Origin of the sequence: Pseudoalteromonas sp. DY56-GL79 (assembly GCF_041414765.1) — a bacterium.
Lineage (GTDB): Bacteria > Pseudomonadota > Gammaproteobacteria > Enterobacterales > Alteromonadaceae > Pseudoalteromonas > Pseudoalteromonas piscicida.
In genome coordinates this window covers 20,221-33,878 of record NZ_JANHZS010000005.1, presented here as the reverse complement: position 1 = coordinate 33,878, position 13,658 = coordinate 20,221, and the positions used below count along the sequence as shown (strand labels likewise).

Sequence of the window (13,658 nt, the reverse complement as noted above, 5' to 3'; positions counted from 1 at the left end):
AAAGTATGGGCACACATATTTTTAATACGGAACTCAATGACGAGCAAGTACCTTGTACGCTGGAATTGCAACTTCAAGGATTAAATGGCAAAGATTGTACTGTGCCACTTGGTTTTGCTGAAGTTCAACGAGCATCATCACCAAAGCCGGATGATCAAATCCCTTTTGTGGAGACGGTTGAACTACGCGTGTTCTCCGACGCTTCGCTTGATATTAACAAAGCAAAGGCTCCTGAATACGTGCCTATGTTTAAAGATCAAAAAGAATTTCAAGAAGATGAGCCGGTTGGTTACTACTACTTTTTTGTTAATGGTTATTTATGGCGAGAAATAGCCGCCATTTCAGGTGGCATGCTCAGTGAAGTTGACCTTCGTGAGTATCACGGTCAAAGCTTCAGGCCCAACAACGGCACGCATATGCCAAGACTCACATTGCCAATTCGCGCAAAAGGCCTATTCTCAGACTCAACTTCAGTTGAAACTATGACTTATCAAGTTGCCTTTTCACGCGTGCAATGGTCGTGGGATTACATCAGTGCACTGGGTGATATGAAGCCAGATGACAGCCGCTTTGATAAAAAGCCGATGACGTCAAAGTGCCCAAACGAAGGAAAAGCCTCGACCTATCGTAGCGAGCGCATGCAAACCATAGATTTTTCATCAGCCCCCAATTGGGACAGTATTGAAAACTTAAAAGCCAACGAAGACGGTGAACCCTGTATTTATTTGCATGATGTTTTGGGGATAGCGCAGAAATATTATTTAGAAGGGGAAGCTGCATTACATAGCCTGAGAAATAGACAAACTGAGCTGTCTAAAAATGGGTTTCAAAAGTCAGCATTAATTGCTCATAAGCTCCTTTTTGATGAGTCACTCTATGAAATTGATTACACAAAAATGAGAAACAGACTCGCAACAAACTTATATGAACAGAATGACAGTACTTCTAAAGTGCTCAGAAAGGCAGCAGCCTTAGTATCTGAGGATAAGTTAGAGCAATATCTTCTAGGCGAAAAACCACAAGAAGTTGTTAACGAATTGCAGTCAATAATTGATGCTAGAAATAACTTGTATGATATCTACAATAGAAAAATTGAGGCTCAGAACACTACACTTTCTAATCTTTGTTCTAGAAATAATATTGCGAGCCCGCCGACCCAAAAATCTGTACTAATCGACTTTAGTACACTTGAACAATCGGCTTTTGATGATGGACTAGGACTAACATCCGAACATTTTTTACTATTAACTATGCCAGATGATTCTATACCTTTATACATAGATTCAATGGTTAACAAAACAGAGTTAACACGAATCAGAAAAGACCTACAGCTTCAACAAAGTAAAGCGCTAGAGTTTGTATGGCAACATTTTGACAATGAGAGTAGCTTTTTTAATGTTCTATTTTGTGCTCACCCAGATGCTTACGGAGATATGCTCAAGAGTTCCATTTATGACGAAGAATTGATTTCCTCTGAGCTTGGCGAATTCACACCGAAAAAGTTTAAAAGTGATATCCAAGGTAATCAGCACATCAATATGGGAGGATCCATTTTTAATGTTGCTAAAGGAGGAGTTGATATTTCACTAAAGGGTGTACAAGAGTACGTCGCACTTCAGCAACAGTTAGCTGTACTGAAATTTGAGAAGATACCACCTAGTGAAAGACTATTACATATTGTTGGTGCAACGATAAAAGCGAGGTCTCCAAGTTGGTTTGGTGAACTAGAGATTCACTCTTTAGGAGCGATACCAAACGATAGAGTCGCAATTACTAAAGAATTCGTTGATTTGCCTGTTTTGCAGAAACTTGTCACGGGCGAGGCAAAAAAACCTTTTCAGCGGATACTCAGACAGGCAAGTAACGGAAAGCAAGCAAATATAGCAAAAAGAGATCTTGAAGTTGTTGCTGGTGCATTAAAGCTAAAAATTAAAGGGCCTGGAAACAAACCTCACAATGCTGAAATGTTAAAAAAGACCAAAGAGGTTATTATAGCTTTAGCACTGAGGGTTTCAGATATTAAGGGGGTTCAAGATTCCGTGCTCAGGGGTAAAAGTGCGCTTACCATGCCAAAAACGTCACTTTATAAAGGTGGATTTGCTTTTAATGTGGCACAAGAATTAGGCGGAGACTATTCCATTAATGGAATATCCTCTACAAAAGCAAACTTAGGTGCTCAGCTTATAAATAAATCTGTTACCCATATTGTTTTTATGTTGGTTTCTTACAGTACCTATCTTGCTTATTCTGATTATAAAAAGAATTTTGAAGGTAAAGGGGAGAGTTATGAGGACGAAAAAAATGTCGCGATAATTGGGGCTCAAATAGCAGCATCCGCTTCTCTTTTTAATGCAATTAATCAGGTTAAAGAAGTTGAACATGCTATTAAAATTCGTAGCTCAATATTATTGTTTACAAAGCTTAGGTTGTTTAGTGGGGTTGTTGGCGCAATAGGAACTCGGGTGTTGTTTAAAGATGCTATTAAGCTTATAGAAAAAAATGATACGGTAGCGGGTACTGCTATGTTAGTTGCCTCAGGTGTGACATTTTTTTCAGCGGTTTATGGTATATTTGCTGCCACGATGGGTCCGGTAGGTTGGGCTTTACTTGTCGGAAGTATAATAACTACAATAGTAGCTGAGTCATTAATCGAGTCAAAGTTAGAAATTTGGGCTAAAAATGGTCCCTTCTCAAAGTCTGGTGAAAATCTACCAGCTTTTATAAACCCTGAAAAGTATCATAATTATATTAACTCTATACTTTTTGAGCCGAAAGTCTCAATATCCAACTTAGGAGACAATGCTTATTTGGTAAAGGTGTTAACACCAAGGTTTGAGGTTGGGGTGTCTGATTTGAGTCTAGTTGTTAATTATGAGTATCGACATAAAGTGACACTTAATAAGCATAAAGGAACATGGGTTTATGGAACTCAAGATTATAACCCTACTTTTTCTAAAGAAAATGAGCACGTTTCAGGTGACTTCTATTTCAATATTCCAGATGATGTAACTAGCATTAGTATAAGTCCTAAGTTGATTTTAGATAATTATATGACTCTCCCTATAGATTATGAAAGTTATGAGACCGGTGGAGGTTACTGAAAGTGAGAGGTACACGATATAATGGGTTTTTTAAAGAGTGTAATATACTGTACCTTATGGGGCCGAAAGAAAAGGGAGTAGCCTTACTTAACGATGAAACGGACGGAAAGATTTTTCAAAATATAAAAAAGGATGGGTGGCGATATCATTTGGTGTTAGATGAAGGAGGGTTTAAACGTTTTTTGATGTTTTTACCTCTTGGTTTATGCTGTACATTATGGTTTTTTTTGCTTTTGGATTCTTTAGGTTATTTTCTTTATGATGATTTTACATTTGAAGAGATAATTGAGCTCTCTGCTGGTCACTTTGTTTTCAACGTAGCTGTTTCACTTTTTTTTCTAAATATTTATCCATACTTTTTGAGAATGTTGGGGCATAAATATGCCTACTTCGATAGAGTTAAACAAACCGTTAGTTTTAGTTTTGATGTTGGCACAGACGAGCTGGATGAGTTTGGCAATCAGTGTTTTCCATGGCTGGATATAGAAGCAGAAATTTTTGAGCAAATTGGCGATATGGGAGTTCCACGCTTTTTTGTCCGTTTAGTGCACAAAGATCGTGATAAATACCCTATGGTAAACCTTCGTATGGATGTTGTGGGAATACAAAATTCAGCTATGTACTGCCATTTAAGGTGGGAGCTGATAATTCGACATATGGATAATACTAAACCACTACCAGATATTCCTATTTATGAGCTTACTAGAAGCAAAGATGAATTGACCAAGGAGTTTGATAAGCAAAACAATCGACCAAAGCTTTTTTGGGCTGGGTTTAGTTTGGGAGAGCAGAGTCGATTAAAACGACTTTATGAAGAAGACGCTGCAGATTTTAACTTCACTTACGGCCCTGAACGTGAGGAAATTGTAAAGCCTTGGTTAAAGTGGAAACCAGACCTGACTCAAGAGCAGGTCAATAAAAAGCAAAGCTTTATAAAAGTCTCGTTAATACAAATTTTAACGGGGTTGCCTTAACAGCTGTTACAGCTTTTTCAGGGAGGAAAATAGTGAATACACTTCAGAAAAATAGTTTCTTTAATCGATTTTTTAGCGAGTATAGCTTTAAAGGTGGGGTGAATAGAGAGCGGTGTGGGCTAGCGTTTTATAAAAAGTTTTACGATCCTAAGAGTGAAGTTTTCTTCAAATTAAAGTCTAGGTATTTATATAAAGCAAAGGATGGTGATATTCTTTTCTTTTTACTTTGTATACCAGGAGGGGTATCTTTTTATTTTTGGTTTATCCTTGTTCTTAATTCACTTGTTGCACTATTTTCGGAGGAGGATTTTACGTGGTATATTGTCTATCTAATTCCCATATATTCTTTGTTCGTGGTTAACTTGTTGGGGCTGTTCTATGACCGAATGCCTATTAGGGGCGCTTATTTTGACCGCATAGAGCAAAAAGTAAGTTTTACATGGAAAATAGGAAATGCTGAAGAGCTTGATGAGTTTGGCAATCCAATATTTGATTGGGATGACATAGAGTGCATAATTAAAAATGAGCTAGGTGCTTTAGCTTTGATGAAAGCGTTTATTGAAATCAGGCATAAAGATGTAGAACGTTACCCAAATGCGAAGTTGACATTATCAGTGAATGGAGATACATCAAACCCAGTACGATGTTTTATGGAGTGGGAGTCGATTGTTAGGCACATGGAGCAAGATAGAGCTTTACCCGATACACCGGAGTACGAGCTGTATCGAGAGTTGGATCCACTAACTAAGTCTTTTGATGAAAGCAATGGTCGACCAAAAGGCTTTTGGACACAATTTAGTCTTGAACAGCAAAGAGAAATTGAAGAGCAAATATTTCAGGAGGCTTTAAAGTTTGACTGGTCTGAGGGCAAAGTTCAACCAGAAATTACAAAACCGTGGGAAGTATGGACCCCTGACCCCAAACGGCCACCCAAGCCAAGAGGTATGTTCACCATGATAATGTTACAGCTAGTACTTTGCTATCCGGAATAGGGTTTATAGTTATAACTGGCTTCAGACTTGATGCCAATGACTGCCAAGTAAATCGCATGGAAGTGTGGTAGGGCGTTAATCATTACAAGTGCTTTCTAGTGGTTGACTAAAAGGAATTGGTGATGAAAAAGATTGAAGAGATGACTCAAGAAGAGTTAAACGAATATTTAGAGGAAAGAGCTAAGGAAAGAGAACGATATAACCGTGAAGAAGCTACGGAAGAAGAAAAGAAAAAGGATGCTGAAATAGACGCATACTTTGATAGACAATTAGTTTATCGTCGGAGTGGTATTTTTTATGAAGAACAAACAAAAGATCATCTCCATAACCAAAGCTATAAGGAACGCTTAGCCAAGGCTGAAGAACTAAACGGTTGTAAGTTTAAAGACGCAAAACCCTGTAAAGACAGATTTGCGCCGAGAGATGACTTTGGTGGTGTAAGTTACCCTAGCCAATGCGATGGTCGGGTTGTTTCGGTACCGCGCTCACCGGGATTATGGTCCCTTAGGCTACATGGGTTGGTATTGGGCCCTATTATTGGTATTTGTCTGCTAGGGGTAAGTATGACAGACGACAGTATGCCAGCTTGGCATTCATGGTTGGGGCTGTTTTTACTGACTGCATTCCCTTTAATAATGTACAAATTAGGGAATGCAATTCGTTTTATTGATGCAATCGAGTTTAACCGTCATACCGGACTGGTAAGAACGCCCTACACCTTATTCAGAAAGCCATTTTATATCCCCATAGAAGACCTAGAGTATGTTGTTGGTCCAGAAGTAAAAAATATGCGAGGCAGCGCATCGATGCAAACGGGTTACTTAAGTTGTAGAAAATACCCCGAGCACTATTGGTTTGGAAATCGTATAGGTATTGCGGGAGGTGGCGATACTCACGATTGGTCACAAATGAATAGGTTTATGGATATTACTCAACCAATCAACCGCTATTATTATAAAGCTATGGAGTATACGTTTAAGAAGAATAGGAATGCTCACGGCAATGGTCCATTTCCAGAGGTGATGAAAAAGTACTTTGATGCAGATGACTGCCAAGTAAACCGCTGGAAAGTGTGGTGATACGACTTCTAAAAACTTTTATCTGCAGCTGCGCGGGTCTCAGTATGATAGCTATTTCAACAAGCAATCCAATTTAATATCAGTCTCCAATTAGGTGGATACCAAGGTACCAGTAATAAAGCGGGTATTCATTTTTGGCCGTCTAGAGTGCATGTTAAGTTTTTGTGGCAAAGCAGCTGCATGTACTAAATGAGCCAAAAATTTAGGAGATTATGTAATGGATAGAAAATGGTTATTACCATCATTGTTGGCATCAAGTAGCCTTCTGGTCGCATGTGGGGGCGGAAGTGATGACGATCCACAACCTGGCGATAACACCGGAGCCAAAGGTTCAATAAAGGTCATTGTACAGGGCTTACCCGCAGGTGCCGAGGCAGACCTAACGCTAACAGGTCCATCAAGCTATAGCGAAGATATTTCTACTACCACTACACTCAATGCGCTTGCTACGGGTGAATATAAGCTAACCGCTACCTCTCGCTCTGTAAATCAGGCACTTTATCAACCTAATGAAGAATCAATTACCGTTGATTTAAGTAGCAACGAAGAAGAAACAATCACTATTACCTACCGCACATCAGTTAATGCAAAGGGAACGGTAACGGGATTCGGCAGTGTGTATGTGAACGGTGTACGTTATGAAACAACACCAGAGCAACAAGCAAACCTTAAAGTTGGTATGCAGGTTGACTTACAAGGTAAACAAGGAGCTGATGGTGGTTTTGCGGTTGCAGACTCTATTACCTACGACGCAACCGCTAAAGGTGTAGTGACGGCAGTCGACTACGCCAAACAAACAATCACTGTGTTGGGTCAAGAATTTAATGTCGATAAGCGCACAAAGCTAGATATCGCATTTACTGAGTTAAATACGGGAGACTTCGTTGAGATCAGTGCGCTGCATCAAGGGCAGGGTCAATACATCGCTACCCGTATTGATGTTGAAGAACAAAGTGGCGAGTTTGAGGTTGAAGGCAGGGTTTCTGAACTAAACCTTGATGCCAAGACATTTAAATTAGGCGCGCTTATTGTTGACTACAGTCAAGCAACAGCGGTTGAAGGCACAATAGAAAATGATGCAATAGTAGAAGTAGAAGCATCAAACTTACCTGTAGAAGGCGTTTTACTTGCTGACAGCATCGAAGTTGAAAGCGCCAATTCAGCGCCTTCGGGAGCGGTGGCTAAATTCGAAGGAATAGTAACGCAAGTCAGTGACGATGCTTTTGCAATTGGCGGCCATACTTTTACATTGAGCGATGAGACTGACTATAAGAAAGGCGACGATGACGACTTACAAGTCGGTATGCGTGTATTTGTGCTTGCAGTTGCAACTGAAGAAGGTTTAATCGCCAAAAAAGTACGCTTCGATAAACAGTCAGAAATAGAACTAACTGGTGTAATTGACGCAATTGATCTTGAAGCACAAACACTAACGGTATTTGGTAGCACCTATTTTGTGGATAGCTATACCCAGTTTGAAGATGAGTCAGATGCTGAGGACAGCGAACTTAAACTTGAGAAGCTTAATATTGGCGATGTCGTTGAGATTGAGGCTTTTGGCTTTGAAGGTGCTTATGTCGTGAGAGACTTAGAGCGCATCTCTGCGAGTGATTTTAATGATCAGCAAGAGCATGAAGTTGAAGGAAAAGTTACTGCTGTGAATGCAGCTGAGCAGACTATCACTGTTGGTAAACTGGTCTTTGCCATCAATGGAGCAACCGAACTTGAGCTTGAGAGTGATGTTGATCTAACTGTATTTTTTGAAAAAGTGGCGGCAGGTGATATCGCGGAAGTTGACTATGTGATCCAAGGCGATGCACTTATCGCAACAAAAGTAGAGGTTGACGACAAGGACGACGACTTTGATGACCGAACTTTTGAATTAACAGGTAAGGTTTCGGACTTTAACCCTGTCGATGCAACTTTTAGCCTCAATGGTAAAACCGTGTTTTTTGATGAAAACACTGAGTTTAAAAGCGGCATATTTGTTAATGACGACTTCGTTGAAGTCAAAGCGATTCAGCGTGCCGACGGCTCAGTTTTTGCGCTTAAAATTGAAATCGAATCTGAAGACGGCATTGAGCTTGAAGTTGAAGGTAATGTCACCAACTTTGTCTCAGCGTCTGAGTTTATGGTAAATGGCATTTCAATTATCACGGATAACAATACTGAGTTTAAAGATGGCAGCCGTGAAAACTTAGCTAATGGCGTCTCTGTTGAGGTCGAAGGGGTGTTAACCCAAGATAACGTACTATTGGCTAAGAAAGTTGAATTTGATGATGACGATGCCGAAGAAGTAGAGATTGCGGGGGTTATCGAAGACTTAGTTAAGGACTCTCCGTTTGATTATCAGTTCAATTTCGGCGCGCAGCGTGTTCAAGTTACCGCAAACACCGAGTTTAAGCATGGTAATTTTGAAAAACTAGATAATGGTTTAGAAGTGGAAGTCGAAGGGTACACCACAGATGGCGTGACAGTGGTTGCTAAAGAGCTAAAGTTTCAAGCAATAAAGTACGTAGAAGTTGAGGGGTCAATCACGCAAGTTGATTCAGCAACCATGTTTTATGTACTTGGCCAAAAGATTAAAGTGTCTGAGCAAACTCAGTTTGAAGATGGTGAACAGTCTGATATTGCAACGGGTAAAAACGTTGAAGTGGAGGGCTATTTAGTAACCGAGGATGGTGAAACTTATATTCAAGCAGAAAAAGTAGAGTTCGAAGACTAAGTATTACTAAATGTTAAGCAAGCAATTAAAGCCTCCAATATGGAGGCTTTTTTGTATATTTATCACTTTAAAGTTAATTCACTTCGCCTGACTTAGTACCGTCATATTTCTAGCACTTAACTGCCATAAAAGCTTAGCTTTCTTGACTTTTTTCCCTCGTATAGTGACACCCGCCACGCAAAACGCAACGGTTTATCCTGACTCGCTGTTCTTCTTGGTTCGTTTCTATGAAGTGGAATAAGAAGAGACGTGAATTGGTATTACTGAAATAACTAAAGCATGCGCACGGGTATGCAAACAAAGTAAAGAAAGGACTTATGAAAACAAAACTACTTCCAATCGCACTGCTGTGCGGTGCCACAAGCATTATTACTGGTTGCTCAGATTCAGATAACGATATTGATATAAATGTGCCGAAAGGACCTGATATTCCAAAAGAGGGCACTGCGGTGTCTTTGCGTTTACTAGAAACCACAGATTTGCATGCAAATGTATTGAACTACAACTACTTCTCAGACAAGCAAGATGACAAAGTGGGTCTAGTGAAAACCGCGGCGTTAATCCATCAAGCGAGAAGCCAAGTTAAAAACTCCATGCTGGTAGATAATGGCGACTTGATCCAAGGTAGTCCGCTTGGCGACTATATGGCGAAGATAAAAAACCTCAAAGAGGGAGAAGTTCACCCTGTTTATAAGGCAATGAACACACTAGAGTACGACGTCGCAAACATTGGTAATCATGAGTTTAACTTTGGTTTAGCGTTTTTAGACGAAGCAATTGACGATGCGAACTTTCCCTATATTAGTGCAAACGTATTTAAGGTTGATGGCGACGAAGATGAAACAAATGATGTGCCGTTATTTAAGCCTTACCTAATTCAAGAAAAACAATTCTTTGATGAGAATGACAAACTTCAGGTGATTAAAGTCGGCTTCATCGGGTTTGTTCCACCACAAATCATGCAATGGGATAAGGCCAATCTTGAAGGCAAAGTGATCGCTAAAGACATCGTAAAAATGGCAAAGCACTACGTACCTAAGATGAAAGCTGAAGGCGCGGATATTGTCGTTGCTATTCCGCACTCAGGCCTAGACGTGTCAGCCGATAAGCCAATGGCTGAAAATGCATCTTATGCTTTGTCCAAGGTGGATGATATAGACGCCATTATGTTTGGTCACGCGCATGCAAACTTCCCTGGTTCGGGCTACGCAGACTTAGCGGCACATGGTGTCGATAACGACAAAGGCACAATCAATGGCGTTGCGGCTGTAATGCCTGGTTTTTGGGGCAATCATCTTGGTGTAATTGATCTAGATATCCAATTTAAATCAGGTAAATGGGTGGTGGTTGACTCACAGTCTACGCTGAAAGCTATCTATGAAACGGATGAAAATCGTAATACGGTATCGTTGGTAGAAAGCGATGCGGCAATTGAAGCAGCGGTACATCGTGAGCATGCTGAAACTCGCGCATGGGTGAATGAGCCTTTTGCTAAAATTACCAACACAGTGAACAGCTATTTTGCGTTAGTGAATGACGATCCCTCAATCCAAATCGTGACTGACGCACAAGCATGGTATACAGCAAAAATCGTGCAAGGTACTGAGCTTGATGGATTACCTATTCTGTCTGCGGGTGCGCCTTTCAGAGCAGGGCGTGGCGGGCCAGATGACTTTACCGCAATACCTGCAGGTGATATCGCCTATCGTAACGTTGCGGATATGTACATTTACCCGAACGTACTTAAGGTGCTGAAGCTCAAAGGGAGCGAAGTGCGCGAATGGCTTGAAATGTCTGCAGGACAGTTCAATCAAATCACACCAAATACTGAAGGCGTTCAAGCGCTGATCAATCCAGACTTTCCTTCATATAACTATGATGTACTAGATGGTGTGACGTATCAAATTGATGTCACTGAGCCTGCACGCTACGCGGCAAACGGTGAAAAGGTGTCAAACGGTAACCGCATTAAGGCATTGAAGTATCAAGGTGAGTTGGTGAAGGACGACCAAGTATTCTTGGTTGCAACGAATAACTATCGTGCATCTGGTGGCGGTAATTTCCCAAATATTAAGGGAGATAAAATCGTTGTCGACTCGCCAAATGAGAACCGTCAGGTCGTTGCTGACTATATTACTTTTGTTAGCGACCAAAATGGTGCTGCAGGACTTGATCCGTCCGCCGATATGAACTGGTCGTTTGCACCTGTAGTTGGCGCCAATATTGAATTCTTTAGCTCAACCAGTGCGGATGCTGAAACTTACAGTCAGCAATTTAATCATATTCTACCTACCGGCAAAACCGACGAAAGAGGTTTTGCACTTTATCAGCTGGATTTAACACAACCGCTGAACTAATACACTACGCCGCCATATTTTGGCGGCTTTTTTATTGCTTCTTTTTATAATTTTCAACAGGATTTGACGAATGAAACAAGTAAACTTCAAGCTTTGCAGCGTAGTTTTGGCTGCAGCTATATCCACCTCTGTATTTGCAGCGCAGCCGTATGACTGGAATAACCACATTCCAGTCAAAATACCAAGCACAAACAACAATGGTAAGACAGTATTATTTGATGTGTCACACGGTGGCGTTGAAGGAAATGCCGACTGGGTTATTGATGGTGCGTTTTCAGACTTTGCGGATGCATTAGTTAATGAAGGATATACCGTAAAAGAATATCGTGGTGTTGATTTAAACAATGACGGCAAGATTAGATTCTTTGACGACCGAACCTCTCAAAGCAATCAAAATGAAGCGGTTATCAGCTATGATGCGATTAAAGATGCCGATGTCTTTGTATTGGCAGAAACTAACCGTCCTTTCACTCAATCAGAGCAAGCGGCGTTATTGCAGTTTGTAGCGGATGGAAAAGGGATATTTTTTATTGCAGATCATTATGACGCGGATCGTAATCTAAATACGTGGGATGCCACTGAAGTCTTTAACGGCTACAACCGCTCAGATCTGGCTAAGTATAATCTAGGTGGTGAGTACGGTGACTGGCGTAATCCAAAATCAGCAGACATGGGATGGCTTGCAGAAAATTTTGGGATCCGCTTTCGCTTTAATGCCGCGGATTACAAACAAGGCGTAAGTGGTATTGAGTCTGCGAGCAAAACAGAAGGGATCACACTCGGAGTTACTCCTGTATTGATGGCCGCCGGCGCGACGCTTGCGATTGTAGATGAACAAAAAGCGAAAGGCTTGGTTTATTTTTCACCTTCAGATACACCGGCTAAATGGCGTCATGCTAAAGATGATGGACTTTACTTTGGTGGTAGAAATGAAGGCCCGTATGTTGCTATCTCAAAAGCTGGGTTAGGCAAAGCCGCATTTATTGGTGATTCTTCCCCAATTGAAGACGCTACACCTAAGTACAAGCGTCAGGATAATGGCAATAGTAAAAAGACGTACCCAGGCTGGACGGACAGTGGTAATGCCGCTGTACTTTCGGTCAACATCATCAATTGGCTAGCAACGCCTGAGTCGTATCAGTACTTTGATGGTACTAACGGTCATGCAAGCGGTGAAGTAACACCTGTGCCAATGGCGCCGCAAGAAATGTCTGATCCAAACAATGGTCAACCATGGGGGACGCCTGCATCGGGTTTTGATGCGTGGAATACAGATAGCTATAAAAATAACTCTTTCAATGCGCCTTATGGTTCAGGGCAAACCAACCCAGATCCTAATCCCGATCCAGAGCCAACTCCTGATGGCACGATTTCTGTAGCACAGGCCCTTGCTGCTTCTACTGGGTCTAAATTTGCTGTGTTAGGTAAAGTGACAGCCGAAGTAAACGGCATCTATGGCCTACTACTCACAGATACTGCCAACGCATCGTTAAGTATCAACGTAAAGCTTGAATCTGCTCAGCGCAGTGACTTTAACCCGCAACTCAATCCTGAGATCCTTGGTCAATCAGTTATAGTGACTGGTACTCGAGACAGTTACATGGGTGAGGCTGGTATTCGTTATGTAAGCGATATTCAGATTGCACCAGTGGCATTGTCGGTTGAGCAGGCGCTTGCAACCGCCGAGGGCAATGAAATTGAGCTTGTAGGGCGTGTTAAATCTGCACTTAATGATATCTATGCTTTAGTACTTGAGGACAGCCAAAATCCAAATCATACGATAAATGTTAAACTTGAAAGTCACCAGCGTGCTGCATTTAGTCCGCAGCTTAATCCATCCATTCTTGATTCTACTTTAGTTATCAAAGGTGTTCGCTCATCGTATATGAGTGCACCGGGGATACGAGAAGTCAGTGAAATACAAACCGTTGGTACAACGACAGAGCCATCTAGTGATATGAGTGTTGCTGACGTATTAGCGCTAAATAATGGCTCGGCAGTGGTAGTCAGTGGCAAAATCACAGGAGCTGTAAACGATATCTATGCGCTTGAATTAAGTGACTCAACTGTCGTTGGCAACAAACTATATATTAAGTTGGAAGCAGCTCAGCGTGATGCATATAGTCCCAAGCTTAACCCGAGTTTGATTGGTAAATCACTGAGAGTTGAAGGGATTAAAAATGACTATATGAGTCATCCCGGTGTTCGCAATGTTACCTCACTTGTATTGTTAAATTAAATCAGCGTAATTGACCCTCCTCAAAGTAGGCATGGCAACGTTTATGCCTACTTTATTCCAAGCGTTATTCCCGTATATTCTTTGTTCATTCATTATTTCACAAACTACACTTTTGAGGTCATTTGCCTAGTTTGGATGGTAATGATTTTTATTTGTGTTAGTGTGGCGGCGTTATAGTGACATAAACTCGC

Annotated in this window: 7 protein-coding genes; all 7 read left to right on the top strand. The window is 41.1% G+C overall.

All coding sequences use genetic code 11. The features are described from left to right. Positions 1 to 5: 5 nt before the first annotated feature. The 7 genes from NO992_RS04810 to NO992_RS04780 all read left to right on the top strand — a co-directional run bounded on the left by NO992_RS04810 (position 6) and on the right by NO992_RS04780 (position 13,467). On the top strand, positions 6 to 3,101 hold the full coding sequence (locus NO992_RS04810; protein ID WP_371374818.1) for a hypothetical protein: 3,096 nt from the start codon (positions 6 to 8) through the stop codon (positions 3,099 to 3,101). 56 nt (positions 3,102 to 3,157) lie between these two features. Then, the gene (locus NO992_RS04805) at positions 3,158 to 4,075 is read left to right on the top strand and encodes a hypothetical protein (RefSeq protein ID WP_371374815.1); all 918 of its coding nucleotides are present in this window, start codon (positions 3,158 to 3,160) and stop codon (positions 4,073 to 4,075) included. A 32-nt stretch (positions 4,076 to 4,107) separates the two neighbouring features. Continuing rightward, positions 4,108 to 5,067 carry a hypothetical protein gene (locus NO992_RS04800; RefSeq protein ID WP_371374812.1) on the top strand — a complete coding sequence of 320 codons (960 nt, stop codon included), beginning with the start codon at positions 4,108 to 4,110 and terminating at the stop codon, positions 5,065 to 5,067. 122 nt (positions 5,068 to 5,189) lie between these two features. Next, positions 5,190 to 6,146, top strand: a complete 957-nt coding sequence (locus NO992_RS04795) for a hypothetical protein (protein ID WP_371374809.1) — start codon at positions 5,190 to 5,192, stop codon at positions 6,144 to 6,146. A gap of 217 nt (positions 6,147 to 6,363) precedes the next feature. Then, a complete protein-coding gene (locus tag NO992_RS04790; RefSeq protein WP_371374806.1) occupies positions 6,364 to 8,871 on the top strand; it encodes a DUF5666 domain-containing protein in 2,508 nt (835 codons plus the stop codon). Between the two features lie 317 nt (positions 8,872 to 9,188). Next, positions 9,189 to 11,228 (top strand): bifunctional 2',3'-cyclic-nucleotide 2'-phosphodiesterase/3'-nucleotidase, encoded by a 2,040-nt coding sequence (locus NO992_RS04785; protein WP_371374803.1) that lies wholly within the window; start codon positions 9,189 to 9,191, stop codon positions 11,226 to 11,228. 70 nt (positions 11,229 to 11,298) lie between these two features. Further along, positions 11,299 to 13,467, top strand: a complete 2,169-nt coding sequence (locus NO992_RS04780) for a DUF6359 domain-containing protein (protein WP_371374800.1) — start codon at positions 11,299 to 11,301, stop codon at positions 13,465 to 13,467. The last annotated feature ends 191 nt before the right edge of the window (positions 13,468 to 13,658 follow it).

Excerpts from the sequence above, each read along its gene's own strand:
- NO992_RS04810 (WP_371374818.1), top strand. The coding sequence starts at position 6 with ATGGGCACACATATTTTTAATACGGAACTCAATGACGAGCAAGTACCT.
- NO992_RS04780 (WP_371374800.1), top strand. The coding sequence starts at position 11,299 with ATGAAACAAGTAAACTTCAAGCTTTGCAGCGTAGTTTTGGCTGCAGCT.
- NO992_RS04795 (WP_371374809.1), top strand. The coding sequence starts at position 5,190 with ATGAAAAAGATTGAAGAGATGACTCAAGAAGAGTTAAACGAATATTTA.
- NO992_RS04785 (WP_371374803.1), top strand. The coding sequence starts at position 9,189 with ATGAAAACAAAACTACTTCCAATCGCACTGCTGTGCGGTGCCACAAGC.
- NO992_RS04805 (WP_371374815.1), top strand. The coding sequence starts at position 3,158 with ATGGGGCCGAAAGAAAAGGGAGTAGCCTTACTTAACGATGAAACGGAC.
- NO992_RS04790 (WP_371374806.1), top strand. The coding sequence starts at position 6,364 with ATGGATAGAAAATGGTTATTACCATCATTGTTGGCATCAAGTAGCCTT.